The organism is Sporosarcina saromensis (assembly GCF_033253735.1).
GTDB lineage: Bacteria > Bacillota > Bacilli > Bacillales_A > Planococcaceae > Sporosarcina > Sporosarcina saromensis.
The window spans coordinates 1-25,935 of sequence record NZ_JAUBDI010000026.1; the positions used below are offsets into that span (position 1 = coordinate 1).

26 protein-coding genes, 20 tRNA genes and 1 rRNA gene are annotated in these 25,935 nt (G+C 42.2%); 39 read left to right on the forward strand and 8 right to left on the reverse strand.

The window, feature by feature from the left end:
* Nucleotides 1-226: 226 nt before the first annotated feature.
* The 21 genes from rrf (at nucleotide 227) to QT711_RS17685 (ending at nucleotide 2,514) form a co-directional block, all read left to right on the forward strand.
* Nucleotides 227-342 (forward strand): 5S ribosomal RNA (gene rrf / locus QT711_RS17585).
* 131 nt (nucleotides 343-473) lie between these two features.
* Nucleotides 474-549 (forward strand) — tRNA-Val (locus QT711_RS17590).
* 22 nt (nucleotides 550-571) lie between these two features.
* Nucleotides 572-647, forward strand: a tRNA-Thr gene (locus QT711_RS17595).
* Between the two features lie 5 nt (nucleotides 648-652).
* Nucleotides 653-728 (forward strand) — tRNA-Lys (locus tag QT711_RS17600).
* Between the two features lie 28 nt (nucleotides 729-756).
* Nucleotides 757-838 (forward strand) — tRNA-Leu (locus QT711_RS17605).
* An 8-nt stretch (nucleotides 839-846) separates the two neighbouring features.
* Nucleotides 847-921: transfer RNA gene (locus QT711_RS17610), tRNA-Gly, on the forward strand.
* An 11-nt stretch (nucleotides 922-932) separates the two neighbouring features.
* Nucleotides 933-1,021: transfer RNA gene (locus QT711_RS17615), tRNA-Leu, on the forward strand.
* 28 nt (nucleotides 1,022-1,049) lie between these two features.
* Nucleotides 1,050-1,126: transfer RNA gene (locus QT711_RS17620), tRNA-Arg, on the forward strand.
* Nucleotides 1,127-1,139: 13 nt separating this feature from the next.
* A tRNA-Pro gene (locus QT711_RS17625) sits at nucleotides 1,140-1,216 on the forward strand.
* A 7-nt stretch (nucleotides 1,217-1,223) separates the two neighbouring features.
* Nucleotides 1,224-1,299 (forward strand) — tRNA-Ala (locus tag QT711_RS17630).
* 22 nt (nucleotides 1,300-1,321) lie between these two features.
* Nucleotides 1,322-1,395: transfer RNA gene (locus QT711_RS17635), tRNA-Met, on the forward strand.
* 7 nt (nucleotides 1,396-1,402) lie between these two features.
* A tRNA-Ile gene (locus QT711_RS17640) sits at nucleotides 1,403-1,479 on the forward strand.
* Nucleotides 1,480-1,498: 19 nt separating this feature from the next.
* Nucleotides 1,499-1,591: transfer RNA gene (locus tag QT711_RS17645), tRNA-Ser, on the forward strand.
* A gap of 200 nt (nucleotides 1,592-1,791) precedes the next feature.
* Nucleotides 1,792-1,866: transfer RNA gene (locus QT711_RS17650), tRNA-Met, on the forward strand.
* Nucleotides 1,867-1,868: 2 nt separating this feature from the next.
* Nucleotides 1,869-1,944, forward strand: a tRNA-Asp gene (locus QT711_RS17655).
* A gap of 79 nt (nucleotides 1,945-2,023) precedes the next feature.
* Nucleotides 2,024-2,099, forward strand: a tRNA-Phe gene (locus QT711_RS17660).
* Nucleotides 2,100-2,105: 6 nt separating this feature from the next.
* Nucleotides 2,106-2,179 (forward strand) — tRNA-Gly (locus QT711_RS17665).
* Nucleotide 2,180: 1 nt separating this feature from the next.
* Nucleotides 2,181-2,257 (forward strand) — tRNA-Ile (locus QT711_RS17670).
* A gap of 3 nt (nucleotides 2,258-2,260) precedes the next feature.
* Nucleotides 2,261-2,335: transfer RNA gene (locus QT711_RS17675), tRNA-Asn, on the forward strand.
* Nucleotides 2,336-2,344: 9 nt separating this feature from the next.
* A tRNA-Ser gene (locus QT711_RS17680) sits at nucleotides 2,345-2,435 on the forward strand.
* A gap of 7 nt (nucleotides 2,436-2,442) precedes the next feature.
* Nucleotides 2,443-2,514 (forward strand) — tRNA-Glu (locus QT711_RS17685).
* A gap of 554 nt (nucleotides 2,515-3,068) precedes the next feature.
* Here QT711_RS17685 and QT711_RS17690 read toward each other — a convergent pair.
* Both QT711_RS17690 and QT711_RS17695 read right to left on the reverse strand, forming a co-directional pair.
* Entirely contained in the window at nucleotides 3,069-3,803 is a 735-nt protein-coding gene (locus QT711_RS17690) for a TraR/DksA C4-type zinc finger protein (RefSeq protein WP_317946423.1), read from the reverse strand.
* A gap of 225 nt (nucleotides 3,804-4,028) precedes the next feature.
* On the reverse strand, nucleotides 4,029-4,976 hold the full coding sequence (locus tag QT711_RS17695) for a 1,4-dihydroxy-2-naphthoate polyprenyltransferase (protein ID WP_371389683.1): 948 nt from the start codon (nucleotides 4,974-4,976) through the stop codon (nucleotides 4,029-4,031).
* A 148-nt stretch (nucleotides 4,977-5,124) separates the two neighbouring features.
* On the opposite strand from QT711_RS17695, the gene QT711_RS17700 reads away from it, so the two are divergent.
* From QT711_RS17700 to QT711_RS17720, 5 genes are all read left to right on the forward strand, one after another.
* On the forward strand, nucleotides 5,125-6,510 hold the full coding sequence (locus QT711_RS17700) for an isochorismate synthase (protein ID WP_317946427.1): 1,386 nt from the start codon (nucleotides 5,125-5,127) through the stop codon (nucleotides 6,508-6,510).
* Nucleotides 6,503-8,215, forward strand: a complete 1,713-nt coding sequence (gene menD, locus QT711_RS17705) for a 2-succinyl-5-enolpyruvyl-6-hydroxy-3-cyclohexene-1-carboxylic-acid synthase (protein ID WP_317946428.1) — start codon at nucleotides 6,503-6,505, stop codon at nucleotides 8,213-8,215. The genes QT711_RS17700 and menD overlap by 8 nt, the downstream gene beginning before the upstream one ends.
* Nucleotides 8,208-9,047 carry a 2-succinyl-6-hydroxy-2,4-cyclohexadiene-1-carboxylate synthase gene (gene menH, locus QT711_RS17710; protein WP_317946430.1) on the forward strand — a complete coding sequence of 280 codons (840 nt, stop codon included), beginning with the start codon at nucleotides 8,208-8,210 and terminating at the stop codon, nucleotides 9,045-9,047. The genes menD and menH overlap by 8 nt, the downstream gene beginning before the upstream one ends.
* A gap of 1 nt (nucleotide 9,048) precedes the next feature.
* Complete coding sequence (gene menB / locus QT711_RS17715; RefSeq protein WP_317946432.1) at nucleotides 9,049-9,867, forward strand: 1,4-dihydroxy-2-naphthoyl-CoA synthase; 819 nt, start codon at nucleotides 9,049-9,051, stop codon at nucleotides 9,865-9,867.
* Nucleotides 9,868-9,967: 100 nt separating this feature from the next.
* Nucleotides 9,968-11,401, forward strand: a complete 1,434-nt coding sequence (locus QT711_RS17720) for an o-succinylbenzoate--CoA ligase (protein ID WP_317946434.1) — start codon at nucleotides 9,968-9,970, stop codon at nucleotides 11,399-11,401.
* Between the two features lie 203 nt (nucleotides 11,402-11,604).
* Here the strand turns inward: QT711_RS17720 and QT711_RS17725 are convergent, their stop codons facing one another.
* Together QT711_RS17725 and yidD are read right to left on the reverse strand one after the other, a co-directional pair.
* Nucleotides 11,605-12,723, reverse strand: coding sequence for a metal ABC transporter solute-binding protein, Zn/Mn family (locus QT711_RS17725; protein ID WP_317946436.1), 1,119 nt, complete (start codon nucleotides 12,721-12,723; stop codon nucleotides 11,605-11,607).
* Between the two features lie 113 nt (nucleotides 12,724-12,836).
* Nucleotides 12,837-13,070: a membrane protein insertion efficiency factor YidD gene (yidD, locus tag QT711_RS17730; protein ID WP_317946438.1), complete on the reverse strand. Its 234-nt coding sequence runs from the start codon at nucleotides 13,068-13,070 to the stop codon at nucleotides 12,837-12,839.
* A gap of 94 nt (nucleotides 13,071-13,164) precedes the next feature.
* Between yidD and QT711_RS17735 the strand changes: the two genes are divergently transcribed.
* The 11 genes from QT711_RS17735 (at nucleotide 13,165) to QT711_RS17785 (ending at nucleotide 21,217) form a co-directional block, all read left to right on the forward strand.
* The gene (locus QT711_RS17735; protein WP_317946440.1) at nucleotides 13,165-13,614 is read left to right on the forward strand and encodes a Dps family protein; all 450 of its coding nucleotides are present in this window, start codon (nucleotides 13,165-13,167) and stop codon (nucleotides 13,612-13,614) included.
* A 56-nt stretch (nucleotides 13,615-13,670) separates the two neighbouring features.
* Nucleotides 13,671-13,856 (forward strand): putative motility protein, encoded by a 186-nt coding sequence (locus tag QT711_RS17740; protein ID WP_317946442.1) that lies wholly within the window; start codon nucleotides 13,671-13,673, stop codon nucleotides 13,854-13,856.
* Between the two features lie 116 nt (nucleotides 13,857-13,972).
* Complete coding sequence (locus QT711_RS17745; RefSeq protein ID WP_317946443.1) at nucleotides 13,973-14,302, forward strand: transposase; 330 nt, start codon at nucleotides 13,973-13,975, stop codon at nucleotides 14,300-14,302.
* A 56-nt stretch (nucleotides 14,303-14,358) separates the two neighbouring features.
* Nucleotides 14,359-14,823 (forward strand): NUDIX domain-containing protein, encoded by a 465-nt coding sequence (locus QT711_RS17750; RefSeq protein ID WP_317946445.1) that lies wholly within the window; start codon nucleotides 14,359-14,361, stop codon nucleotides 14,821-14,823.
* The gene (locus tag QT711_RS17755; RefSeq protein ID WP_317946447.1) at nucleotides 14,813-15,607 is read left to right on the forward strand and encodes an alpha/beta hydrolase family protein; all 795 of its coding nucleotides are present in this window, start codon (nucleotides 14,813-14,815) and stop codon (nucleotides 15,605-15,607) included. The genes QT711_RS17750 and QT711_RS17755 overlap by 11 nt, the downstream gene beginning before the upstream one ends.
* Nucleotides 15,608-15,721: 114 nt before the next feature.
* Nucleotides 15,722-16,618, forward strand: a complete 897-nt coding sequence (locus QT711_RS17760; protein ID WP_317946449.1) for a carbon-nitrogen hydrolase family protein — start codon at nucleotides 15,722-15,724, stop codon at nucleotides 16,616-16,618.
* Nucleotides 16,602-17,270, forward strand: coding sequence for a GNAT family N-acetyltransferase (locus QT711_RS17765; protein WP_317946451.1), 669 nt, complete (start codon nucleotides 16,602-16,604; stop codon nucleotides 17,268-17,270). The genes QT711_RS17760 and QT711_RS17765 overlap by 17 nt, the downstream gene beginning before the upstream one ends.
* Before the next feature lie 23 nt (nucleotides 17,271-17,293).
* Nucleotides 17,294-17,965, forward strand: coding sequence for a GNAT family N-acetyltransferase (locus tag QT711_RS17770; protein ID WP_317946453.1), 672 nt, complete (start codon nucleotides 17,294-17,296; stop codon nucleotides 17,963-17,965).
* A gap of 135 nt (nucleotides 17,966-18,100) precedes the next feature.
* Nucleotides 18,101-18,727 carry a TetR/AcrR family transcriptional regulator gene (locus tag QT711_RS17775; RefSeq protein WP_317946455.1) on the forward strand — a complete coding sequence of 209 codons (627 nt, stop codon included), beginning with the start codon at nucleotides 18,101-18,103 and terminating at the stop codon, nucleotides 18,725-18,727.
* A gap of 1 nt (nucleotide 18,728) precedes the next feature.
* Nucleotides 18,729-19,616, forward strand: coding sequence for an ABC transporter ATP-binding protein (locus tag QT711_RS17780; RefSeq protein WP_317946457.1), 888 nt, complete (start codon nucleotides 18,729-18,731; stop codon nucleotides 19,614-19,616).
* 32 nt (nucleotides 19,617-19,648) lie between these two features.
* Nucleotides 19,649-21,217, forward strand: a complete 1,569-nt coding sequence (locus QT711_RS17785) for an ABC transporter permease (protein WP_317946459.1) — start codon at nucleotides 19,649-19,651, stop codon at nucleotides 21,215-21,217.
* 380 nt (nucleotides 21,218-21,597) lie between these two features.
* Here QT711_RS17785 and QT711_RS17790 read toward each other — a convergent pair whose 3' ends face one another.
* Nucleotides 21,598-21,912 carry a hypothetical protein gene (locus QT711_RS17790; RefSeq protein ID WP_317946461.1) on the reverse strand — a complete coding sequence of 105 codons (315 nt, stop codon included), beginning with the start codon at nucleotides 21,910-21,912 and terminating at the stop codon, nucleotides 21,598-21,600.
* A 169-nt stretch (nucleotides 21,913-22,081) separates the two neighbouring features.
* Between QT711_RS17790 and QT711_RS17795 the strand changes: the two genes are divergently transcribed.
* Nucleotides 22,082-22,363: a hypothetical protein gene (locus QT711_RS17795; RefSeq protein ID WP_317946463.1), complete on the forward strand. Its 282-nt coding sequence runs from the start codon at nucleotides 22,082-22,084 to the stop codon at nucleotides 22,361-22,363.
* A 203-nt stretch (nucleotides 22,364-22,566) separates the two neighbouring features.
* Here QT711_RS17795 and pckA read toward each other — a convergent pair whose 3' ends face one another.
* The 3 genes from pckA to QT711_RS17810 all read right to left on the reverse strand — a co-directional run bounded on the left by pckA (nucleotide 22,567) and on the right by QT711_RS17810 (nucleotide 25,147).
* The gene (pckA, locus tag QT711_RS17800; protein ID WP_317946465.1) at nucleotides 22,567-23,928 is read right to left on the reverse strand and encodes a phosphoenolpyruvate carboxykinase (ATP); all 1,362 of its coding nucleotides are present in this window, start codon (nucleotides 23,926-23,928) and stop codon (nucleotides 22,567-22,569) included.
* A gap of 51 nt (nucleotides 23,929-23,979) precedes the next feature.
* A complete protein-coding gene (locus tag QT711_RS17805; RefSeq protein ID WP_317946467.1) occupies nucleotides 23,980-24,117 on the reverse strand; it encodes a hypothetical protein in 138 nt (45 codons plus the stop codon).
* A 412-nt stretch (nucleotides 24,118-24,529) separates the two neighbouring features.
* Nucleotides 24,530-25,147: a hypothetical protein gene (locus QT711_RS17810; RefSeq protein ID WP_317946468.1), complete on the reverse strand. Its 618-nt coding sequence runs from the start codon at nucleotides 25,145-25,147 to the stop codon at nucleotides 24,530-24,532.
* Between the two features lie 242 nt (nucleotides 25,148-25,389).
* Between QT711_RS17810 and QT711_RS17815 the strand changes: the two genes are divergently transcribed.
* Nucleotides 25,390-25,689: a hypothetical protein gene (locus QT711_RS17815; RefSeq protein WP_317946470.1), complete on the forward strand. Its 300-nt coding sequence runs from the start codon at nucleotides 25,390-25,392 to the stop codon at nucleotides 25,687-25,689.
* Nucleotides 25,690-25,935: the final 246 nt, after the last annotated feature.

Sequence of the window (25,935 nt, forward strand, 5' to 3'; positions counted from 1 at the left end):
TGGCGACACGTGCAGCTGACGGATACTAATCGATCGAGGACTTATCCTTTATGTTAATTTAGTATGGTTGAACTTGTGTTTAGCAACAATGTTGGTTTTATTCAGTTTTGAACGAACAAGATTTTCGTTCTATTGAGTTTTTTGAAAATACTTTTATAAAAAAAGTGCTTGTAAAACTCACCAAAGTTGGTATAATGAATATTGTCCTCATTGAACGAGACGAAGGTCTGGTGATGATGGCGAAGAGGTCACACCCGTTCCCATACCGAACACGGAAGTTAAGCTCTTCAGCGCCGATGGTAGTAGGGGGCTTCCCCCTGTGAGAGTAGGACGTCGCCGGGCCTGCAAGATTCATTACATAATGCAGCACGCAAGGACAACTTCCGTTTAAAGCGAAGTAGCAAGTGGATCGAAGAAACGATTGAGTGAATGAAGCTGACAAAGAAGTGCACAGCTTATCACATTTAAACCATGGAGGATTAGCTCAGCTGGGAGAGCACCTGCCTTACAAGCAGGGGGTCGGCGGTTCGAACCCGTCATCCTCCACCATATTATCTATACATTACACTTAGCCGGTGTAGCTCAACTGGTAGAGCAACTGACTTGTAATCAGTAGGTTGAGGGTTCAAGTCCTTTCGCCGGCACCACTTTTGAGCCATTAGCTCAGTCGGTAGAGCATCTGACTTTTAATCAGAGGGTCGCAGGTTCGAATCCTGCATGGCTCACCATTTATAAATTCTGTTTTGAACCAATTATGCGGGTGTGGTGGAACTGGCAGACACGCTAGACTTAGGATCTAGTGCCGCAAGGCGTGGGGGTTCGACTCCCTTCACCCGCACTTTCAATGCGGAAGTAGTTCAGTGGTAGAATACGACCTTGCCAAGGTCGGGGTCGCGGGTTCGAATCCCGTCTTCCGCTCCATATGAATAATTGCCGGGGTGGCGGAACTGGCAGACGCACAGGACTTAAAATCCTGCGGTAGGTGACTACCGTACCGGTTCGATTCCGGTCCTCGGCACCATTATTTTTAGTCAATGAAACATCGATATGCGCCCGTAGCTCAATTGGATAGAGCGTCTGACTACGGATCAGAAGGTTGTGGATTCGACTTCTGCCGGGCGCGCCATTAAGCTTAACGACGGGAAGTAGCTCAGCTTGGTAGAGCACTTGGTTTGGGACCAAGGGGTCGCAGGTTCGAATCCTGTCTTCCCGACCATCATATTGGGGCCTTAGCTCAGCTGGGAGAGCGCCTGCCTTGCACGCAGGAGGTCAGCGGTTCGATCCCGCTAGGCTCCACCAATATAATATTATTACTTTTCTTGGCGGCGTAGCTCAGCTGGCTAGAGCGTACGGTTCATACCCGTAAGGTCGGGGGTTCGATCCCCTCTGCCGCCATCCTAAAGGACCTTTAGCTCAGTTGGTTAGAGCAGACGGCTCATAACCGTCCGGTCGCAGGTTCGAGTCCTGCAAGGTCCACCACTATTTGAATAGTGAATACGGAGGAATACCCAAGTCTGGCTGAAGGGATCGGTCTTGAAAACCGACAGGGGTGTTAAAGCCCGCGGGGGTTCGAATCCCTCTTCCTCCGCCATAATGTATTAAAACAGTAGTGGAAGGTTTATGAAACACTGATAGCGTAGGATTTAAATTTTCTACAACTAATATTATTGCGGGGTGGAGCAAATCACATCACGCAGAATGTGATTTGTGTAATTTCCTAAAAGGAAATTACAACAAAGTCTCATGAAATACCGAATGCGTAGGATTTAAAGTTCCTACAACTAATATTATCGCGGGGTGGAGCAGTGGTAGCTCGTCGGGCTCATAACCCGAAGGTCGCAGGTTCAAATCCTGCCCCCGCAACCAAAGGTCCCGTGGTGTAGCGGTTAACATGCCTGCCTGTCACGCAGGAGATCGCCGGTTCGATCCCGGTCGGGACCGCCATTCTTTAGTACTACATAAAGATTTCGATTTTAGAATAGGTTGATCTTAAAAGATAGAAACTTTTTTCTAAGTCACTTGTGGCTCAGTAGCTCAGTCGGTAGAGCAAAGGACTGAAAATCCTTGTGTCGGCGGTTCGATTCCGTCCTGAGCCACCATTATTTGCGGGTGTAGTTTAGTGGTAAAACCTCAGCCTTCCAAGCTGATGATGAGGGTTCGATTCCCTTCACCCGCTCCATGGGCCTATAGCTCAGCTGGTTAGAGCGCACGCCTGATAAGCGTGAGGTCGGTGGTTCGAGTCCACTTAGGCCCACCATTTTCCGCAGTAGCTCAGTGGTAGAGCAATCGGCTGTTAACCGATCGGTCGTAGGTTCGAGTCCTACCTGCGGAGCCATATTAACTCGGGGAAGTACTCAAGTGGCTCAAGAGGCGCCCCTGCTAAGGGTGTAGATCGCGAAAGCGGTGCGAGGGTTCGAATCCCTCCTTCTCCGCCATATTGTTGGCCCCTTGGTCAAGCGGTTAAGACACCGCCCTTTCACGGCGGTAACACGGGTTCGAATCCCGTAGGGGTCATAACTAGAAAAAGAACTGCATTCATTTATACGAATGCAGTTCTTTTTATTTTGTTTCTATAATATTTCTTGGAGTGTTTGTACAAATTCAATATAATACATGTAGGCATATTCATCATCATGTGTTTTCTCTGTTTTGCTCTTGCCCTTTCCTTTCCTCTCAATTTAGACAATTAATTACGATTCCTAACATCGTGCAATTGATCACTTGATGGATATGGATTGGCCTGTTGCTTCTTTAATATGCTGGATGCTTCAATTTCCACAGCGCTGCATCCGTATTACTTTCGTTACATCGGACGGATGAACAGTTTATAAAGTATTGATTGCTAAAAGCGTATCGTTTACTTGAGCTCTAGTATACAAGAGTGTTTCCTTCGTTCAATATGGATGCAATTTTTTTCGTTGTCTGGAGTTGATATGAGGAAGGGAGCGTTGAGTTAGCTATATTTTTAAGGAAAAAACCGTCATGCCCCTTTGAAAAGGAACTGACGGTTTTATTGCTTTTACAGGGTCAATAGTAATAACAGTAGACTTCAACATATTATCACCATCTCATCTTTCATTCAAATAGCTATCTTTTTGATGATAAGGGATATTGCCCATGGATGACTCCAACCCTTCATCATCTAACGTTTGTTCGTATTCCTCAGATTTCTCTGATCGCACAAAACCGCGTTTTTCTCCGGTAATATCTGTGCTGACGAATTCCTCCATTTGGTCAGCTGCCCCATCAAGTATTTCATCGTCATATAAAGAATTATAGTCATCATGGTCTCCTATAAAATCTGATGGTGTTTCTGATGTGCCTGATTTGGCGATTTCTTGAAAACTGTCTTCACTGTCTCTCCGTATACCTTCTCTTCGATCTGCAAAGGAATTTGCCTTTGCCATAACCAATAATTCATCTTCAACTGGTCGGTCTTCAGGAATGGATCGCTCAGTTGCATGTTCGTAACAATAGGACGTGTAAGGAATTGCTTCCAAACGCTCGTAGGGGATTTCTGTTTGACACTCTTGACAATAGCCATAAGTACCTTCGTTCATCGCTTCTAGAGCGTGCTCAATCTTTTCTAATTCATCTCCAGCATGTACATTAATCGCCATATCCTTTTCCCGTTCATATAATTCGGTTCCCATGTCACCAGGATGATTGTCGTACATGGATAATTCGCCAACATCATTTTGAGAGGATTGTTTAATGTCAGTTTCTTGTTCAGTTTTCGTTAACTGCGTTCGCAATTGCAATAATTCTTCTCGAAGAGACGTTTTTTGGTGATCTGTTAACATGATTAGCACTTCCTTTGAAATTGTTTTCGTAGTATGGTCTATTTCATGCAAGTTCATAGCTAAGAAATAATGCTAAGTAGTATTCAATTCCCTATGCTGTAGAGAAACTAAACATTTATCGATAACTTCGTCAGATTTAATCAAAAAAACCGCATGGCGCAAAGTATAACAAACTTTGACATCATGCGGTTTCGTATGTGTTTTATTGACATAAATGATGGGTGTTTAGACCAAATGTCCAATCAGGATACCAATTCCAAGCAGTAGACCGAATATTGTATTGGTCACTGCTGTATGCTTCATCGCAGGCATTACCTCCAATGGGAGAAGATGTGCATGGAAGATTGTAATAGCTTTAATCGGTTTAGGAATACTGATTAGAACAAGTAATGCCCATGGTGTCAATTGACCAAGAATAACAAGACCTATCACCCATAAATAGCTGATGCAGAAAAACGTCGCAAGTATTTTAATGGCAGCGGGTCTGCCGACGAGAATGGCAAGTGTTTTTCTGCCTCCGATTTTATCTCCTTCAAGATCCCGAATGTTATTGGCTAACATGATTGCTGCAACGAGCAACATGCTTGGAATTGAAATAAGTATGGCTAGTGCGGTTACTGTACCGGTTTGAATATAAAAGGCAATTAATATGAGCAGCATCCCCATGACGACACCTGAAACAAGTTCGCCAAATGGTGTATAGGCGATTGGGTAAGGTCCACCTGTATATAAGTATCCGATCAGCATGGACACAAGCCCAACAAGTGCTAATCCCCAAGAGGTTTGGGAACAGATATATACACCAATCAACATGGAAACAGCGTAAAGTGCCAAGGCGATGGCTAAAACAGTTTGAGCTTTAATGCCATTTCGGACAATCGTTCCACCGATACCTACAGAATGCTCTGTGTCCAGACCTCTTTTGAAGTCATAATATTCATTGAACATATTAGTTGCCATTTGTATGAATAAGCTTGCGATAAGCATAGCCAAAAATAATGGGAAATGTAGGTCGCCGTATGTGAGTGCGATCATTGTCCCTAAAAAGACGGGGGCGAATGCTGCTGTTAACGTATGGGGTCTTGTCAATTGCCACCAAATTCGCCAACCGGTGTCTGCTTTAATAGTATGTTGCAATTTCCTCTCTCCTATTCTAAGGTTTCCGTTATTCATTGTACTCTAAATCGACGAAAAGAGGTATCCTTCTTTGCATTATATATGCGTGTTCTTATGATTTTCGGTATAATGTAAGTAAGATGTAAATAAAACAACTTATATGGTGAACGGAATTTTAATTGATTACACTGAAGGAGAGAAAATGATGAGCTACAAAATAACGGATGTCAGCAGCACGAAACAAGTGCCACTGTCTCCTCATACCCAGTTTTTCACTGAGACAGTGGAGGTTGGTAGGATTTCTCCTTTATCATTTTTCGAAGCAGGTGCATCGCACTATAAGAACGAGCGGTTCTATTGGCAAAATGCTGATAAGACGATGACGCTTGTCGGTGTGGGGCATGCCTATACAATTGTCAGTGAACAGCAGGACAAGCGTTATGAGGAGATCGCAAGTAAGTGGAAGCAGTTGTGTGCACTGTTAGTAAAAGAAGATAAAGATATCGAGCCAGTTCTGTTTGGTGGTTTTTCATACGATGAACGGAACAGACGGCCGTCAGAATGGGATGGCTTCCCATCTGCTTATTTTATTGTTCCGGCCTTTCAATTAAAGATTGAACATGGGAAGACGTACATTTCGATTAACATGGTCACAGATCAAAAAGATGTTTTATCATCTTTTGATGAACTACGTGAAGAACGGGATAGACTTATTCATACTGCACAAGTGGAGGAGCTTTCATTCACAGATACAAATCAAGTCATTGCAACAACCGAGCGTGGCAAAGAGGCGTATTTAAAAGCTGTTGAAAATGTGACTGGAAAAATTCGACTCGGAAAAGCGGACAAAGTTGTCATTGCACGAGCAATTGAACTTGAATTTGAACAAGAGGTATCTGTTGCACGTACATTGCAATCCATTACAAATGAACAGCAAGAAAGTTATCATTTTGGACTTCAACAAGGAAAGTCCTTATTTTTTGGTGCTACACCTGAACGCTTAATTGAGGTGAAAAATGGAGAAGCCTATTCCGCTTGTGTCGCTGGATCAATTCGTAGGGGAAAAACTGCTCAAGAAGACCGAGAATTAGGTGAGCGATTGTTAGGCGATCCGAAAAATCGCGAAGAGCATCAACATGTAGTGAGTATGATATCTGATGTATTTGAGGCGTATTGTGAAGATGTGTGCGTTCCGAAAGTGCCGAAGTTAATGAAAATCCGGGATATCCAGCATTTGCACACACCTGTTCAAGGCACAATTAAGCAGAAGAGTGACATTTTCTCATTTGTACAAGCATTGCACCCGACCCCTGCATTAGGTGGTGTCCCGACAACGGTTGCTCTTGACATGATCCGGAACGAGGAAGGATTAGATCGTGGTTATTATGCAGCGCCAATTGGTTGGACTGATACGGCAGGGAATGGTGAGTTTGCTGTCGGCATACGATCTGCATTGTTGGATGGAAACAAAGCATATTTATACGCAGGTGGAGGAATTGTGGCCGATTCTGTTGCTGAAGAAGAATACGAAGAAACTTGGGTCAAGTTTAGACCGGTGTTAAGGGCGCTTGGAGGAAAGTTGAATGGATGAACGAAAAGTGTTAACCAACCATGTATTACGATTAACGCAGACTTTGATGCAAGCTGGAGTGAAATCGGTCGTCATTAGTCCAGGATCTCGATCAACACCGCTCGCTTATGCATTTGCAGCGAATGAACACATACAAACTTTCATGCAAGTCGATGAACGATCTGCTGGTTATTTTGCACTTGGCTTAGCAAAGGCGACAGGCAATCCTGTCGTCCTTTTGTGTACGTCTGGAACCGCAGCCTCCAATTATCATCCTGCAGTGACAGAAGCGTATTATGCACGCATACCTTTAATTGTCATGACTGCCGATCGACCACATGAACTAAGAGGTGTAGGGGCCCCTCAAGCAATTGACCAATTGAATATGTATGGCAAGCATGTAAAATTCAGTGTGGATTTACCGCTGGCTGAGGATAATGATGAATTGGATACTTTTCTTGAACGGCATACGCAACGGGCAGTTGCTATCGCAATGACAAAGCCAATCGGACCGATTCATTTAAATATCCCTTTACGTGAACCATTACTGATCGATTTTGATAGACCTGCACCACCGATAACGTTTATGGAACGTATTGTAGGAGAGAATGAACTTTCTTTACCAATGAAGGGACAGCTAAATAATCTTATTGCAAATGCAAAAAAAGGTTTGCTTATTGTAGGTGAAATGCCGATTCATTTTGATAAAAAAGCATTTTGGCATTTTGCTAAATCCCTGCAATGGCCAGTACTATGTGATCCATTGTCGAATTTACGTTCAGAGGTTCCGACAGATTGTCTTCATCTGTGCATAGCCCATTATGATGCATTGCTAAAGAGTGAGCATTTTGCAGATATCGCAGTGCCTGATACGGTTATTCGTTTTGGCCCACAACCGGTGTCCAAACCGTTGTCTCTTTTTTTAAAGAAAACAAAGCCTACAGTTTATGTCGTGTTTGATGAGTCTCCTGAATTCCGTGATTCTCTAGGTGTAGTTACGCACCATGTACAAGCATCAGCACATGCTTTGTTTACAGCTGTTGATCAACTTCAGCGTACGGAATATGCAAAGTTATGGGCGACAGCTAATCAAGAAGCCGAACAATGTACACGTCATTATGAAGGGACGTTAGGCGACGAAGGAATCATTGTGAAATGTCTACTAGATAATCTTCCTACTGGCAGTGACTTAATAAGCAGCAGTAGTATGCCAATCCGAGACCTCGATACGTTTTTCTGTGCAACAGAAAAGGAACTCATGGTTTTTGCCAATCGGGGTGCAAACGGGATTGATGGAGTTGTGTCAACTGCGCTTGGCATCGAACGTGCTCGTAAAAGACCTACATTTTTGCTTATTGGGGACTTAGCATTTCTCCATGACGTTAATGGCCTAATTGTGTCGCGTTTTCACGAAACGAGTATAACCATAGTGATCTTAAACAACGATGGTGGTGGTATTTTCTCTTATTTACCACAAGCATCTGAGCCAAATCACTTCGAGGAGTTATTTGGGACACCGCCCGGCTTGACGTTTGAACATATTGGTGCAATGTATGATGCACAGTATGCGTCCGTTCACACAAAAGAAGAGTTTGTGCAGGAAATACAGAAGGACAAAGTTAAACCAATCCGCATCATCGAAGTATTTACAAGCAGACCTGTAAATGTACAAAATCACCGTGCTTATTGGGCTGATGTGGTTGAAAGGGTGAAGACGATTGGTTGAATTGACAATTACTGTTCGTGAATTACCGATTCACGTTGTCATGAACGGAGATGCACAATTACCGACAATCGTCTTTCTACATGGGTTTACAGGTTCAACAACGACTTGGCGAGAAGTTCTTGAACATGTTGGAAGTGAGTTCAGAACAATTGCTGTCGATTTGACTGGACATGGCATGACAGGTGTACCTCAAGCTCCTGCCCGGTATGCAATGGAAGAGCAAATTGCTGATTTACATATGTTATTTCAAAAGCTGTCCTTGCAATCCTTCGTGTTAGTCGGTTATTCGATGGGTGGCCGCATTGCGCTTGCTTATACAATTCAATACCCGGAACAAATCCAAGCACTTGTGTTAGAGAGTGCTTCACCAGGGTTAGCTACAGAAGAAGCACGAATTGCAAGACGCCAAGCAGATGAAAAGTTAGCGTGTAGCATTGAAGCTGAAGGTGTTCGTCCTTTTGTCGATAATTGGGAAAACATCCCGTTGTTTCAATCCCAAAAAAAGTTACCAGAAGAAAAACGTATCCAAATTAGAAACGAGCGGTTACAACAAAGCGGCCAAGGCTTAGCAAACAGCTTGCGTGGAATTGGGACAGGTAGTCAACCATCGTATTGGGGAATAATTGGTAATTTAAAGGGAAACGTATTGTTGATTACTGGAGAGTTAGATGAGAAATTTGTCACTATTGCCCGGGAAATGAATGAAATTGCATCGTTGTGGAAACATACGATCGTACCTGGAGCAGGCCATGCAATTCACGTGGAAAAACCGTCATTGTTTGCTACAATGGTAAAGGAATTTATTTTAGCTATACAAAAGGAGGAGCACTAGTATGACACGTCAATGGGAAACTATCCGTACATATGAGGATATTAAATACGAAAAGTACAATGGAATTGGTAAAGTGACGATTAATCGTCCGGAAGTGCGTAATGCTTTTAGACCGAAAACGGTTATGGAGCTAATTGATGCATTTTCACGGGCGCGTGATGATGAAAGTATCGGTGTTATCATTCTAACTGGCGAAGGGGAAAAAGCCTTCTGTTCAGGTGGAGACCAATCTGTACGCGGACATGGTGGTTATGTTGGAGACGACGAGATCCCACGTTTGAATGTATTAGACTTACAAAGACTAATCCGTGTAATACCTAAACCGGTTGTGGCAATGGTTGCAGGTTATGCAATTGGTGGTGGACATGTATTGCATGTAGTATGTGATTTGACAATTGCTGCAGACAATGCACGTTTTGGCCAAACAGGTCCTAAAGTTGGTTCATTTGACGCTGGTTATGGATCAGGTTATTTAGCACGTATTATCGGACATAAGAAAGCGAGAGAAATCTGGTATCTATGCCGACAATATGATGCACAGCAAGCGTTGGATATGGGACTCGTCAATACGGTTGTTCCTTATGAACAATTAGAAGATGAAACGGTCCAATGGTGTGAAGAGATGCTTGCAATGAGCCCGACAGCTCTCCGTTTCATTAAAGCGGCAATGAACGCTGATACGGACGGATTAGCTGGTCTTCAACAGATGGCTGGAGATGCTACACTCCTTTATTACACAACGGACGAAGCGAAAGAAGGTCGTGACGCATTCAAAGAGAAGCGTAAACCTGATTTTGGTCAGTTCCCACGTTTCCCTTGATGCAACTCCAAGGCACTCATTAAAATGGTGTAGACAAAGTCAAATATGGCTTTGTCTACACTTTTTTCAACAGCTTTTCTGATGAATAGAGGTGAAAAAGATGATTCCAAATTGGTTGGTACAAAGAGCAAATTTAACTCCGAATCGAATTGCACTTTCATTTGACGAGAAAGAGTGGACGTTTCGTCAGCTGTTGGACGAAGCAACAAACATAGCTCAAAAACTACGAACAAATGGGTTACAGGATGGGCAACGTATTGCGTTACTAGGTTCATCAACACCGGATATGGTATTTATGATCCATGGCTGTTTGTTAGCAGGACTCGAGATTGTGATGCTAAACGCACGGCTGACATCTAGTGAATTGAAGTGGCAGTTGGCCGATAGTGAGGCGGTAGCCCTATTATTGGATGATCAGAGTTCATTTCAGTTTACTAATTTATCGAAACCGATCTTGTCTTTTTCCGATATACATGCAAGTGGCAAATCCGAATTATCCATGGTGGATAGGTGGCTGCCTTCCAAGACGCTAACGATTATGTACACATCAGGGACGACAGGTTTTCCGAAAGGTGTCCGACAAACAGCGGAGAACCATACGTCCAGTGCACTTTCTTCCGTTCTGAATCTAGGCTTGACAGAACATGATTGTTGGCTATGTACAATGCCGTTGTTTCATATTAGCGGATTTTCAATTTTAGCCAGATCCGTTATTTACGGTATGACTGTACGTCTGTATGAGAAATTTGATGAGTATGCAGTTGCAGATGAGATACAGCGAGGGCAAGTGACACGAATGTCGGTTGTTGCGGCAAGTTTGCAACGGCTTTTAATGGTTATGGAAGAACAAAATCTGTATGCCTCAACAGCTTTTTTAACGATGTTGGCAGGTGGGGGCCCCATCCCAGTTGACTATTTACGAAGAGCGAGAGAACGAAGATTGCCCGTCCTACAAACGTATGGTATGACGGAAACGAGTTCGCAAACAGCGACTCTATCTGCTGAAGATGCTTTACGTAAAATCGGTTCAGCAGGCAAACCGCTCTTTTTCAATCAAATTAAAATTGATGTTTCAGCTAATGACGCAGTCGGTGAAGTACTTGTGGCGGGGCCGCACGTAACTCCTGGGTATATCGGACATGCAGCTGCAGTTAGTCCAACAACTGATGGCTGGTTCCCAACAGGGGATATTGGCTATGTTGATGAGGATGGATATCTTTTTATTGTCGATCGACGCTCAGATCTAATCATTTCAGGAGGCGAAAACATCTATCCTGCTGAAATTGAGAATATCCTGGCCTCTCATCCGCTCGTGGTGGAAGCTGGGGTTTGTGGTCAAGAAGATGAGAAGTGGGGAAGCGTACCCGTTGCATTTATTGTCAGTAAAGGTAAAATTGTAGAAAGCGATCTAGTGGCTTATTGTAAGCAACATTTAGCGGGCTACAAAGTTCCGAAGGCGTTTCATTTTGTCGAACAGTTACCGCGTAATGCTTCGAATAAATTAGTACGACGTAAATTAAAGGAATGGTTGTAAGGTGTTTTGTGGCGTATTAGAGGGTTAAATTGGATGAAGACTCGAGTAGTTCGGAAAAGTTATCAATCGAGTTCACAATCTTTTCGATTGTATTTGAATAGTTATCAATCAAGTTCACAAAGTACTCGCCATTTCATGACCTTTGGACTAAAAATTACCACAAACAAAACCAGTGCGATTACCTTCTTCGCACTGGTTTCTCTTTACTTACTCAAAGCTTGTTCAAAAACGCTTAAATTTCGTTCCATTAGAGTAAAATAGGTTTCCTTATTCTGAACATCTTCAGGCGTAAGGACGCCAAGGTTATGAAGCTGTAAAGATTCTGCACCGATTTCTTTACGGACGACATCCGTCAGTTTGGACGATACGTTTTGCTCAAACAACACGTATTGGATGTTTTCTTCTTTTGCTTGGTCAACGATTTTTGTAAGCTCTTTTTGGGAAGGTTCACTTTGGGAATTCAACCCAGCAATGGCTACTTGATTTAATCCATATGCATTCGCAATATAACCAAAAGCAGCATGTGATACAAAAAATGTTTTGGATGGGGCTTTATTTGCCATGTCAGCAAATCGTTCATCTAAATCCATTAATTGATCAGCAAGCGCATCATAATTCTTTTCGAATGTTTCTTTTTGCTCAGGCATTTTTGCGATGAGAGCTTCTTTAATGGAGTTTGCTAATTCAATGCTTAACGTTGGAGAAATCCACACATGTGGATCAAATTCACCATGGTCATGGTCGTGGTGAGCTTCCTCACTATGCTCATCATGTCCTTCTTCATCATGTCCATGTTCATCCTCACCGTGCTCATCATGTCCCTCTTCACCGTGACCATGTTCGTCCTCACCGTGCTCATCATGCCCGTCATCACCGTGACCATGTTCGTCCTCACCATGCTCATCATGCCCGTCTTCATCATGATGGTGGTGATTTTCCCCTAAACGATCTTCCGAAATGGATTCTGCAGTGGCAATCATTTCGACGTGTTCGCTCTTTAACGTCTTTTGTGCATTTTCGACGAAACCTTCAAGACCAAGTCCGATATAAAAGAACAAGTCTGCATCTGCTAATGCCATCATATCTTTTTGGGTAGGATCGAATGTATGCTCATCTGCTCCTGCCGGATAAATGGATTGAACATGGACATGCTCTCCACCGATTTGTTCCGTGAAAAATTGTAACGGGTAAACAGTCGTATAGATGGATAATGTACCATCAGTCACCGTTGCTGCTTCCTCATTTTTAGTTGTTTGCCCACAGGCTCCGACAATTAATGTCAGAACAAGCCCGACAAATAGTAGCCATTTTGTTCTTTTCATATTGTACCTCCGAATAATAATAGTAATGATTACGATTTGAACAATAACTACTATACAAGATGATTATTAGTTTGGCAATAAAAAAAGAAAAAAACCGGCAATTGCCGGCACAATCATTTAACAATCTTCTCATTTTTTTCAGGAACTGGATCAAAACCACCTTCGTGAAAAGGATGACATTTAGAAATTCGACGTATTGCTAACCATGCTCCTTTTAGCGCACCGTGTTTTTCAATCGCTTCAACACCATAGTGGGAACACGTTGGGTAAAATCGGCATGTCGGTGGCATAATAGGTGAAATGATTTTTTGATAGATTTTGATGAAACCGATTAGTATGGCCTTCAATTCTAAACACCTTGCTTTCTGTTGTATGTTTAGTTTATTTGTTTTAGTGGTAAATTAACAGGGAGAAGCATTATAAACGAAGAGAGGTTTTACAATGAGTAAAGAATTGATGATGGAATTGAATAAGCAAGTGTCTACATGGTCGGTAATGTATGCAAAACTGCATAATTATCATTGGTATGTAAAAGGTAAACAATTTTTTACCTTACATGAGAAATTTGAAGAACTGTATAACGAAGCGACGCTCCATATGGACGAAATTGCTGAACGAATCCTAACACTCGGAGGAGAACCAACTGCAACATTAAAAGAGCATCTTGAAGAATCAGTCGTCAAAGAAGCGACAGGCAAAGAAAATGCGGAAGAAATGGTTAAAACCATTGCAGACGATTTTGCGAAAATCATGAAATCCTTGAAAAAAGGAATGGAGTTCGCTGCTGAAAATGGAGACGATATGACAGAAGATATTCTGAATGCGGTCTATCAAAGCATTGAAAAACATCAATGGATGCTCAATGCATTTCTTGGTGAAGATAATAAATAATCCTTCATCCTCATCCAATTCCTCCGATAATAGAAGTGTGAAAGGAGGAATGGACAATGGAGTTAAATTCCATTATGGCAAGTCAATTGAGAAGTTTGCAATCCACTGTTCAACTGAGTGTCATGCATAAAGCGATGGCAATGAATACAACTGCAGCAACCGATATGTTGCAAAGCTTACCGGATCAGCCATCCACAGCATCCCATCCTCATAAAGGATTAGTCGTCGATCAAAAGGCGTAACTGATAAAAGCACGAATTCCAATGAGAGAAGGAATTCGTGCTTTTTATTCTGCTACAATTGTACATGAATCGTTTTGTTCCGAAGAACCATACTACGAAAAAAAGGTGGGGTTCATATGGAAAGCGATAAAGTGAAAATGTACGTGTCCGTTCAAAGCCAGCAAGTTTATCCGCATAAATACGCATCACCATGGGAGTACGAAGTGGAAATGAGTAGAGAATTTCTTCCGATATTTGAACAGATCTTCAGAGAGATGGATCGGTTGGAGTTCAGGAATTTCTTACGTGCACACTTGCCGTACGTCCCTTATCATTATGATAAGAACAACCACGAAGTAGACGACAAAACAATGAAAATCTATGCATTGATCCATGAATTTTCGGATGAAGAAACGAAAAAGTTCATTGAAGGACTGCCGTATTTCACAAGACCGGCACTTCCGTAAATGAACGAGCCGCTCGTTTTTCGTCCGTTGATCGGAATGAAAGGACGATGATGGCGATGATTACAACTTACAAAGATTTAAAAGGAGCACATGTTGAGCTGACGTTTGGAGAGAATCGATTTGGCATGGAAGCGAGGCATGTGCTCGTTGTTGTGAAGCACGAAGGGAAATGGTTATTAACTCGTCATTCCATTCGTGGAATTGAATTTCCTGGTGGGAAAGCTGAAGTAGGTGAGTCCGTGATCGATGCTGCCATTCGGGAAACAATCGAAGAAACTGGGGTAACGATAACGAATCTCGTCCGTTTTGCGGAATACGTTGTCAATGGAGAAGAGCCCTTTTGTAAGGCAGTGTTTACGGGAACCGTTACACATATCGATGAACAGCCGACGTTGCATGAAACAGAAGGGGCTCTTTGGTTGACGAATGAACAATTACTGGGTTGTACAACGTTGAGTTTTCATATGAAAGATGCAGGCATGCAGAAAATTCGGGAATGGGTGAATGCCAATGGTTCCTAATGCGTCAATTATACATAGAAGAGGCTATCCATCACCCAATCCACATATTCGATTGGAAGAAATTACGTATATGTCAGAAGGATTAAGGGTTAAAGGAATGCTTGCTACGCCTAAAGCTGACGGGAAGTATGAAGGCATTGTCTATTTGAGAGGCGGCATGCAACATATCGGCATGGTACGGCCAGCTCGCATCGCCCAATTTGCGTCACAAGGATTTGTCGTCTTTGCGCCTTATTATCGAGGCAATCGAGGAGGCGAAGGACGGGATGAATTTGCTGGAAACGATAGGCAAGATGCGATCTTTGCTGTTGATGTTTTGAAGCAACAACCCAATGTTCAACCAGATCGTATCCATCTTTTCGCTTTTTCAAGAGGGGGAATCATGGCGCTTTGGACCGCCATCCTACGTGAAGACATTACTTCCATCGTCACTTGGGCAGGGATTTCAGATGTGATTTTCACATACAATGAGCGAAAAGATATGCGACGTATGATGAAAAGGGTTATTGGCGGAACGCCCATTAATATGCCTGATGCCTATCGGGAACGGACGGCGTTATTTAGAGTAAACGAGATTAATGCACCAATTCTCATCATTCATGGGATGAAAGATGAGAATGTGTCATTCGAGCAGGCGATCCTATTGGAAGATGCGTTACGAGAACACGATCGTAAGTATGAGACATGGTATTTTCCGGAGTATACTCATTACTTTCCGGCTGCTCAAAATGCACAAACTGTGCGGGACCTATGTATGTGGATGAAACAGCAACACACGCATTAAATGGACAATCACTTGTGAATTTTTTATTGAACAGTAAATTGTGCAAATAACCAATGACTTTCCGAGCGTCCTATATTATGATGAGGCTAAACAGTTTTTAAGGGAGGTCAGACGATGAAACTTCGAGTTTCTGCTGTTCAGTATCATCTACATTCCATTCGTTCTTTTGAGGAGTTTGCCAATCAATGTGAGCATTACATTCGGAATGCTCAGGAGTATGAAGCGGAGTTTGTTTTGTTCCCCGAATTTTTCACCACACAATTGCTTTCAATTGGGGATGAGAACGGTAGAGCGATGGGGATTGAAGCATTACCTGGCTTTACGGAGCAATATCTTCAATTGTTCATAAGGCTTGCAACACACTATAACATGCATATCGTGGGCGGCACTCATGTCATTCAGCGTGAGGGGCGCCTTAATAATGTCGCTCATTTGTTTTACCCAGACGGTACAATTGGTGAACAGGCGAAACTGCATATTACCCCTTTTGAAATCGAAGGTTGGAATATGGCTGCGGGCGATGAATTGAAAGTTTTTGATACAGCAAAAGGAAGAATTGCTATTTTAACGTGCTATGATATCGAATTTCCGGAAATTGTACGTATGGTGAAAGCAGCAGGTGCCGATGTCATTTTCTGTCCTTCTTGTACGGATGACCGTCACGGTTTTCATCGTGTTCGGTATACGAGTCACGCACGTGCCATCGAAAACCAAGTCTATGTTGTCTTGACGGGGACAGTTGGTTCATTGCCGACAGTCGACTTAATGCGTGCAAACTTCGGGCAAGCAGCCATCATTACACCAAATGACATCCCGTTCCCACCAAAAGGGCTTGCAGCAGAAGGAGAATTGAATAACGATATGTTGGTGACGGCTGACTTGGATTTAACGTTATTGTACGAAGTACGGGAAAAAGGTTCTGTCACGACATGGCGAGATCGTCGGACAGATTTGTATACAGATTGGGGTTCCAGTACACAAAGAGGTACAGTCAATGACGTATCGCAGTGAACAATTTGTTCTGTTTGAAGGGACGTTCATGCCGATAGTAATCCGAAATTATACAGAGGCTGATTTTGACGAAATGATTGCCTTGCAAGCAGCTTGTTTTCCGCCGCCCTTTCCGGAAGAATTGTGGTGGAATCGTCAGCAACTGACTGAACATGTACAACGGTTTCCTGAAGGTGCGATTTGTATTGAAAGCAACGGCACACTCATCGGCTCAATTACAAGTTTACGTGTTTCAATGAACGATGATGATCTGTCACATCGTTGGGAAGTAGTAACGGATAACGGCTACATTCGTACACACGATCCAAACGGCAATGCATTGTATATTGTCGACATTTGTATTCATCCTGCATTTCGGAAAGCGGGGCTTGGAAAATGGCTCATGAACGCAATGTACCACCTTGTCATCAAACTCGACGTGCAACGAGTACTCGGTGGCGGCAGGATGCCAGGATATGGGGCAGTTGCGAACGAAATGACTGCCGCACAATACATTGAAAAAGTTGTGGCAGGAACGCTTCAAGATCCCGTCGTTTCATTTTTACTGTCAACGGGTAGAATGCCAGTCATGCTTATAGAAGATTACTTGGAAGATGAAGCATCAAAAAATTATGCGTTGCTCATGGAATGGAAAAATCCGTTCCATACGTAACTGTCAATCAGGGGGATTTGTACATGGAATATGTTCGCATCACATCAATTGAAGATCCGTTGTTTCCGAAAATGCATACGTTACTAGGAGAAGTATTTCCACCTGAAGAAGTGTTGGAATTCAATCTTTGGAAAGAACCATTAGAAGATCCAAGCATCCGGGTGTTTGTTGCGGTACATGATGGGGAAGTCGTTGGATCAACGGAATACCGTTACTACCCTCAGTGGGATATTGCAATGACCGATTTTACGATTATTGGGAAAACAGGGTTGGGCATTGGTCGGTTTCTCGCGAAAAAGCGTGAAGAGGATTTAAAACAGTTAGCAGCAGAAAACGGTAAAGTATTGTTCGGGATGTTTGCCGAAATTTATAATCCGCAAGCACGTGAAGATTTTGCATTCGGCAATGTATACGCGATGAATCCGTATGTGCGCCGGGAAGTGTTGTCGCATCTTGGCTACAAACGCTTAGACTTCTCCTACGTGCATCCATCTTGGAAAAATGATGGAGAAGCAGTGGAAGGCTTAGATTTCTGTTTTATGCCGATGAATGAAGAGACAAATGCTGTTCAATCTACACTCATTGTTGATTTTCTAACGGACTACTATTCCGTCCTCTCCAACAAACCAGACAAGTGGTTGAAAATGATCGATATGTTAAAACAGAAAGATATAGTGAAATTACTGCCTTTGTAATAAATGTTCAAGCCCTTTGCTCAATACGAGTGAAGGGTTTTTGTATGTTCTGAAAAATTTGTATTGACCAATGTGGTCGATGATTGATATAGTGGATTCGACCACATCGGTCTAATGGGTAAAGGTGGGTAAAAGATGAAGGCATTTTCTAATCTAGAAGTTGAAAAACGACAAAAAATCATAAACGCAGCATTCGATGAATTTACTGAAAAAGGCTATGAATTGGCTTCTACTAATCAAATTGTAAAAAATGCAGGGATTGGAAAGGGGATGTTGTTTTATTACTTTACGAACAAGCATGAGCTGTTTTTATTCCTTATTGAGTATGCAATTGAAATAACGGAGAAGGAGTTTTTAAATAAACTGTCTGATGCACCTGATTTGTTTGAACGATTTAAAAACGTAGCCATTCAAAAGTTGGCATTTTTAACACAGTATCCGAATGCAATGAATTTCATGGCGAAAGTAATGATCAATGAGGCGGTGCAGCTCGATGAAACTATAAAAGAAAAAATTCGAGTGTTGGAGCAAAAAACACATCAACGTTTGTATTCCACAATTGATACGGACTTGTTTCGTGAAGAGATTGATTCAGAGAAAGCGATCAAAATTATTCAATGGGCGTTTCGCGGATACGAAGAAGAAATAACGGTTCGACTGCAGAATGAAAACATAGATGTGCGAAACTTGGAGAACTATTTTGCGGAGTTTCATGAATATGTTGGCGTCATGAAAAAAGCATTTTATAAGGGGGGCCATTGAGATGGCAGTGTTGGAGACGATTGAACTGACGAAGCGTTTTGGGAATTTCACAGCACTGAACAAAGTAAGTATGTCGGTTGAAGAAGGGGAGGTATATGGTTTTATTGGGCCAAATGGGGCTGGTAAGTCAACAACGATTCGACTTTTACTTGGCATGTTGAGGGCGACAAGCGGACAGTCCACAATTTTTGGAATGGATGCATGGAAGGATGCGGTTGAAATCCATAAACGTCTGGCCTATGTCCCTGGGGATGTAAATTTATGGCCCAATTTGACCGGAGGCGAAGTTATTGATTTGTTTACCAAGCTTCGAGGTGAAAATGTTTCAAATCGGCGGAGTGAATGGCTGGAGCGCTTTGGTCTTGATCCTACAAAGAAGTGCCGAACGTATTCAAAAGGAAACAGCCAAAAGGTTGCGCTTGTAGCAGCCTTCTCTTCAAACGCCGATTTGTTCATTTTCGATGAACCGACATCCGGCTTAGACCCGTTAATGGAAAAGGTTTTTCAAGAAAGTGTCAAGGAATTGAAGCGTGAAGGGAAAAGCATTTTCTTATCCAGTCATATTTTATCCGAAGTAGAACGACTTTGTGACAAGGTTGCCATCATCCGTCAAGGCGAAATTATAGAAGCCGGTACATTGGATGAATTACGTCATTTAACCCGAGTACATCTTGTCGTTCAAACGAGAGAGCCCCTTACTGCCCTTCATACAATGCAGGGAGTTCACCAAATCAATCAAACTGGAAATTCTTGTTCATTTCAAGTAGATGCTGATGCAATGGAGCATGTAATGGCAACGATCAATACTTTCGGGATTGTTTCATTGGAAAGTGCCCCGCCGACATTGGAGGATTTGTTCATGCGCCATTATGAAGGGGCTGATTCCTAATGCAAACGGTGATGTTTAGGAATCTATTCACAATGAGTCGGTTTATCCTCCGTAGAGATCGTGTCAGGTTATTTGTGTGGCTGTTTTCAATAAGTGCGCTGACATGGTTGACCGCGATTTCGTTTACAGGTCTTTATCAAACTGAACAAGAGCGACAAGCCATTGCAGAAACAATGAAAAATCCAGCCATGTCGGCAATGATAGGAAAAGGATACGGGCTAGATGCCTATACAACTGGCGCGATGCTTGCTCATCAAATGTTGTTGTTTACAGCAGTGGCAGTTGCCATTATGAGTATTTTGTTCGTCAACCGACATACAAGAGCAGAGGAAGAAGATGGTCGTTTCGAATTGCTTCGGGCATTGCCAGTCGGTGGGTTAACGAATATTGGGGCGACACTGTTACTAAATGCAACTTTCAACGTATTGTTAGCGATCGTAACAGCAATTGGTCTACTCGCTTTACAGATTGAAAGTATCGATCTAGTCGGTTCAATGCTGTACGGTGCAGCGTTAGTTGTAACTGGAATTTTCTTTGGAGTAGTTACTGCTCTCTTTGCCCAGCTTTCTGAAAGTGCGAGAGGTACGATTGGTTTGTCATTTTCAATCCTTGGATTAGCTTATTTGCTTCGAGCTGTCGGAGACGCAGGAAACGCTATTCTTTCCTGGTTCTCACCTCTAGGTTGGGTGTTAGCAGCAGAAGTATTTGTGAATAATTATTGGTGGCCAATTGTGCTTACGTTGGCAGGCGCATTAGTGATCGCTTGTATTGCCTTCTACTTGCACGCTTTACGTGATCTAGGGGCAGGATACATACGAGCGAGGAGAGGGAGGAAAAGTGCCTCTGTTTTCCTGCAAACTTCATTTGGCCTTGCTTTCAGGCTCCAGAGAACAGCCCTCTATTCGTGGGCAATCGGTATGTTTGTTCTAGGTCTTTCATATGGATCCGTCTTAGGAGACTTGGAATCATTTTTCTTGGAAAATGAAATGCTCGCACAAATGCTACAGCCTGTAGAAGGGTTCTCATTACTGGAACAATTCATTCCGATGCTCATGTCGGTCATCGCCATGATTGGTACAATTCCTGTCTTAATGGTCATGCTTAAAGTGAGACGTGAGGAAAAGAAAGGACGGTTAGATGCAATACTCAGTCGCTCGGTTTCAAGGATTCGATTACTGAGCGAATACGTCCTATTATCCTTTCTAACTTCCATCGTCATGTTAGGTGTGGGTGCTCTTGGATTATGGAGTGCTAGTTCTGCCGTATTAACAGAAAATCTGTCGATTGGTTTGTTATTGAAAGCGGCATACGTAAATGTCCCTGCGATTCTTGTGATGATTGGGATGGTAGTCCTTCTAATTGGGCTGTTGCCGTCGCGCTCAAACGCGATATGGGTCTATTTGATCTATTCTTTTATTGTCGTCTATATGGGCGGTCTGCTGCAATTCCCAGACTGGCTAGGCAAGCTATCTCCCTTCGGCTATGTCCCAAAGGTGCCGATTGAACAGGTGAATGGTACAATAGCTAGTTTGGTCGTACTACTCGGAATCGTCTTGATAGCATTTGGGATGAAAATGTTTAGTAAAAGAGATGTTCAATAGGGGGAGTAGATGGGGTGATGTCCTAGTACATCACCTCAGCCTGTTGACAAACGCTCGCATCCGTTGTTGCTCGTCTCGCTCGTCCGCTCATGAACTTTACGTTCTATTCGCGTCTTCGCTCGACTTCGCGCCTAGGCTGACAAGCGTTTTCAATCAGGCTGAAGAACTTTTTAGGTATTACAAATTTCATTAAAAAGTGTAGACAAAGTAAAAATCGACTTTGTCTACACTCTGAGGTAATGCCCTAGTGCATCACCTTCTCTAATGGAAATCGCGTCAAAACAAGCCTTCACAGGCCCGAATCAACCAATCGCACTCCTATTTTGATAGAGTGGAACGATAATACAAAAGTCAATTGTTATAAGTCTATTAATAAATATTTAATGATTTGAAACAATTATTTCTCCACTATTAGTACTTATATAGTATAAAACATCGAATAAGTACTCTTTAGCAGGTCCTTCAGCAGAATTTACGTGGATTCTATATACTAAAACATCCCGTTCATATTTTATAGAGTATACACTTTGCATCATTGTATTCCAGTCGGAAGAAATTTTAGGTGAGTCGTGTCCATCTAATTTAGCTTGATCTAATGCGATTCGTTCTGCATCCTCTTGTGTAATATTTATAGGATCTTCCCACGCGCTTTTATGGCCAGGAAACCTAGTTGTTTCCTCACTTGTGGCTGACAAATTGCTGCAACCCGTTAAGAACAAGAGACAGATTACACTTGAAAATAAAATCCTTTTGATGAATAACCCTCCCTATTTTATGTAGGATGTATCAAACGTCACGGATATTGTTAGGAATCAAATGACTATGATTGATTTGCAATGCTTATCCAGTTATATTTATAAAATTATGTTAATTTTACCGTATTGTTCATCACAAAACAATAAGTATTCAAAGACACAGGCTTGTTATTGGCTATTTTTAAATAAGAATTCCATCGACTTGGCACCAGTTAAAAATTCAACAGCAGTAAAAAAGCTTCAGAATCCACCATATGAAATTTTCAAAGAACTATTTCAACTGCTCGTCAGTAAATGGAACCTTGCATACAGACGAACAAAAGTGATGAAACGCGAATTAGCAATCCGTCCTGATGAGATCGCGAGCCATTCGGGAATAAGAGAGAGATGAAACTAGCAGGATGTAAAGATAGAAACAGGGATTAGAATTGTATATCGAATTACAAAGATACAGTGGATATTCTTAGCGTGAATGGGGCCACTGAACAAATCTACGTTAAATTTTAGTTTTACAACTAGTTGAGTTGAGAATTACACTATAACAAACAAAAAATCCAAGGCTCGCAATGAGCACTTGGATTTTTAAGGTATCTATTAAGCAGTTGGTCCGCCTTTAAGCGTGATTTCTTCAGAAACGTGACCGAACTTCTTGAAGTTTTCACGGAACAAGTCCGCCAATTCATTTGCTTTTTCGTCGTATGCTGCTGAATCAGCCCAAGCGTTGCGCGGGTTCAACACTTCTGTTGGAACACCGTCGATTGCTTTTGGCATAGCCAAACCGAATACTTGGTTGATTTCGTATTCGACGTCATTCAATTCACCTGCGATTGCAGCGCGAACCATTGTACGTGTATGTTTTAACGACATACGTTGTCCGACGCCGTAAACGCCACCTGTCCAGCCTGTATTGACGAGGAATACTTGTGCATCGTGTTCGTCAATTTTCTTTCCTAGCATTTCAGCATACACAGTTGCTGGCAATGGTAGGAAAGGAGATCCGAAACAAGTTGAGAATGTCGCTTCTGGTGAAGTGACACCGCGCTCTGTTCCTGCAAGTTTGGACGTGAAGCCACTTAGGAAGTGGTACATCGCTTGCTCTTTCGTCAATTTAGAGATTGGAGGCAATACGCCGAATGCGTCCGCAGTCAAGAATACGATTGCTTTTGGATGTCCTGCTACTGAAGGTGTAACAATGTTCTCGATATTGTGAATTGGATATGCTGCACGTGTGTTTTCAGTCAATGAATTATCATCATAGTCTGGTACTCGTGTTTCTTCGTCTACCACTACGTTCTCTAAAACTGAACCAAATTGGATTGCACCAAAGATTTCAGGTTCTTTTTCTTGTGATAAATTGATGCATTTCGCGTAACATCCACCTTCGATGTTGAATACGCCATTATCTGACCAACCGTGCTCATCATCACCGATCAATTTACGGTGAGCATCTGCTGATAGGGTCGTTTTACCCGTACCTGATAATCCAAAGAATAAAGCTACGTCGCCTTCTTCTCCAACGTTTGCGGAGCAATGCATTGGGAGAATTCCTTGTTCAGGAAGCAAGTAGTTCATGACAGAGAAAATAGATTTTTTCATTTCTCCAGCATATTCAGTACCGCCGATTAACACAATTCGCTTCTCAAGTGATACAATGATAAATGTTTCGGATTTTGTGCCGTCAACAGCAGGATCTGCTTTGAAAGATGGAGCAGCAAGAATCGTAAATTGTGCTTCGTGTGTTTTCAACTCTTCCGCAGTTGGGCGGATGAATAGATTGTGGACAAACAAGTTTTGCCACGCGTATTCATTAATCACTTGAAGTGACAATTGAGAGTCTTTATCTGCACCTGCAAAGCCTTTGAATACGAACAATTCGTCTTTCGTTTTCAAGTGATTTAGTACTTTCGGGATTGTTTCATTGGAAAGTGCCCCGCCGACACTGGAGGATTTGTTCATGCGCCATTATGAAGGGGCTGATTCCTAATGCGAACGGTGATGTTTAGGAATCTATTCACAATGAGTCGGTTTATTCTTTGAAGAGATCGTGTTAGGTGCTCCCTTAAACGCAGCTGTCGGTTCCCCCTCTTTGTGTACATACAGCTTCCGTTCCTCTTCATATTCGTTATTTTCTCTTTGCTCTCTCAATCATTTTCCCCCTTTCGTTTTTGTAGCTTACGTAACTCGTGATGGTCTCACAACTAACCAGCAGAACAGTAGGACCGTGCGCTCGTTATAGCCTTTTCTGCTTCACATAGAATACAAGGAAAACAAAATATGAAGGGAAGGAGTAGTTGTATGCTAATGACAAAGTCCAGAGATTGAATCCTTTGATATTTTTCTCGCTTTGCTATATTGCATTCAGGACATGTAAAGGATTATGCATAAGAATGGTGGAAGGCTGATTTTAGAGCTCAAAAATGTACAGTTAGGTTTCGTGGTATAATGCTTACCCTATATCGATAAAGAACAAAGAAGTGCTAGGTAAGGCGAAATATGACGCCTTACCTAGCACTTCATCTTTTTACTTAAGAATGACAAGGAGATTGTTTTAATGGATTCAGCTATCTATGGCTTCTACAGTAACTAATCTTCCGAGACTCGATATTCCTTTAGCTTGAGCTTTTACTGAAGTATAAGACCATGCTACGAAAGCTCCGTAGTTATTTCCCGCACTCAGATTTGCAGCTTGCTGACCAGCATTTGATGTATGTGTTCTAGAATAAACTATACCAATAGCTTTCTCTCCGATAGCTCCATAGGCGGTGTGCTCTAGGATAGCAGAAACTGTCCCTTTGTTAGATCTTGCATATAAATCGCAACTGTAGGAATTTACAAACGGTACAAGGTGATCTATCCTACATGTACCACTAATTGTTGCACTAACACCGCTCAGGCTGTTGGTTGCTGAATAAACCTTGTTGTATATTATCATTGGATTGATTGTTTCGTCTGGTGCGTGCTTCATTGCATATTTCATAATGAAAGCACCGTCCTCTTCAGAAAAAGGTTCGCCAACATCATACTTCGAGTTAATCTCTGCAATCCTAGCATCAATCTTCTCTGCTGATATTTTCTGATTCTCTTTGAAGTCTTTTAGCTCTGCAGCATCTCCTGAAGGAGTTCCAATTAAAAATAAAAACATGGCTGCAAATAAAAAGTAAGTAAATTTCTTCATGTGTTTCCCCCTATAATGGTTCAATTTGTGCGTCTCCTGTCAAAACAACTATATCAATTGAATTCAATAAAAGACAGATTGTTTCGAACTATGAAAGTTGGGAAATATTTTTTTAATTATTAATATAAATTAGACAATTTGACGTGGACAGGGGTCTATACTTCCATCGCCGTAAATTTTGATAAGTGTTAATTGTAGAAAGGTGTTATAATTATCAAAAGAAGCATAATTAGGAGGTTGACATGAGGTTCTTATTAGAGTTTCTTCGTATTATTTTTTTGATTATTGTTGTTGGAGGGGTTCTTGGTTATATGCTTGAAGGTATGTATGCGGCAATTGGGGTTGATACTAGAACGTATGGCTGGATGTTTATGATTGCTATTTTAATCTTGTTGTTTGTTTTTTATAGAAACAAATTGCAATTTGATGGATGGTATAAAGGCAAAGGAAAGGAAAAGTTAACAAAACGAACTTCTAAAATACTTGTTGTTCTTTCAGTTAGTCTATTGTTGTTGCCTCCTATTCTGAATATAGCTTTTTAAGGAGCTGACAAAAGGCGGAATGAATTGCTCTACTATTAATCCGAACAAGAGTCAAAAGAAGCTATCTCCTAGAGGGCGACAGCTTTCACCGCCTTCTGCTCGAATCCTAATAAGCTTTTTTAAGTAGAGAGGCAAATAAGTTTCCCGCATAAGCTAGTTGGCTGGAGTGCAGGCGCCGACTCCTGCGGGGGAATAGCACGAATGGTGAGACCCCGCAGGGAGCAAAGCGGACGAGGAGGCTCACCC

Coding starts and splice junctions, on each gene's coding strand:
- QT711_RS17720 (WP_317946434.1), top strand. CDS start 9,968: ATGATTCCAAATTGGTTGGTACAAAGAGCAAATTTAACTCCGAATCGA.
- QT711_RS17750 (WP_317946445.1), top strand. CDS start 14,359: ATGATTACAACTTACAAAGATTTAAAAGGAGCACATGTTGAGCTGACG.
- QT711_RS17735 (WP_317946440.1), top strand. CDS start 13,165: ATGAGTAAAGAATTGATGATGGAATTGAATAAGCAAGTGTCTACATGG.
- QT711_RS17755 (WP_317946447.1), top strand. CDS start 14,813: ATGGTTCCTAATGCGTCAATTATACATAGAAGAGGCTATCCATCACCC.
- menB (WP_317946432.1), top strand. CDS start 9,049: ATGACACGTCAATGGGAAACTATCCGTACATATGAGGATATTAAATAC.
- QT711_RS17765 (WP_317946451.1), top strand. CDS start 16,602: ATGACGTATCGCAGTGAACAATTTGTTCTGTTTGAAGGGACGTTCATG.
- QT711_RS17725 (WP_317946436.1), bottom strand. CDS start 12,723: ATGAAAAGAACAAAATGGCTACTATTTGTCGGGCTTGTTCTGACATTA.
- QT711_RS17780 (WP_317946457.1), top strand. CDS start 18,729: ATGGCAGTGTTGGAGACGATTGAACTGACGAAGCGTTTTGGGAATTTC.
- QT711_RS17760 (WP_317946449.1), top strand. CDS start 15,722: ATGAAACTTCGAGTTTCTGCTGTTCAGTATCATCTACATTCCATTCGT.
- QT711_RS17810 (WP_317946468.1), bottom strand. CDS start 25,147: ATGAAGAAATTTACTTACTTTTTATTTGCAGCCATGTTTTTATTTTTA.
- menD (WP_317946428.1), top strand. CDS start 6,503: ATGGATGAACGAAAAGTGTTAACCAACCATGTATTACGATTAACGCAG.
- QT711_RS17795 (WP_317946463.1), top strand. CDS start 22,082: ATGTTAATTTTACCGTATTGTTCATCACAAAACAATAAGTATTCAAAG.
- QT711_RS17690 (WP_317946423.1), bottom strand. CDS start 3,803: ATGTTAACAGATCACCAAAAAACGTCTCTTCGAGAAGAATTATTGCAA.
- QT711_RS17815 (WP_317946470.1), top strand. CDS start 25,390: ATGAGGTTCTTATTAGAGTTTCTTCGTATTATTTTTTTGATTATTGTT.
- pckA (WP_317946465.1), bottom strand. CDS start 23,928: ATGAACAAATCCTCCAGTGTCGGCGGGGCACTTTCCAATGAAACAATC.
- QT711_RS17700 (WP_317946427.1), top strand. CDS start 5,125: ATGAGCTACAAAATAACGGATGTCAGCAGCACGAAACAAGTGCCACTG.
- QT711_RS17695 (WP_371389683.1), bottom strand. CDS start 4,976: ATGAATAACGGAAACCTTAGAATAGGAGAGAGGAAATTGCAACATACT.
- QT711_RS17775 (WP_317946455.1), top strand. CDS start 18,101: ATGAAGGCATTTTCTAATCTAGAAGTTGAAAAACGACAAAAAATCATA.
- QT711_RS17770 (WP_317946453.1), top strand. CDS start 17,294: ATGGAATATGTTCGCATCACATCAATTGAAGATCCGTTGTTTCCGAAA.
- QT711_RS17785 (WP_317946459.1), top strand. CDS start 19,649: ATGAGTCGGTTTATCCTCCGTAGAGATCGTGTCAGGTTATTTGTGTGG.
- QT711_RS17745 (WP_317946443.1), top strand. CDS start 13,973: ATGGAAAGCGATAAAGTGAAAATGTACGTGTCCGTTCAAAGCCAGCAA.
- QT711_RS17740 (WP_317946442.1), top strand. CDS start 13,671: ATGGAGTTAAATTCCATTATGGCAAGTCAATTGAGAAGTTTGCAATCC.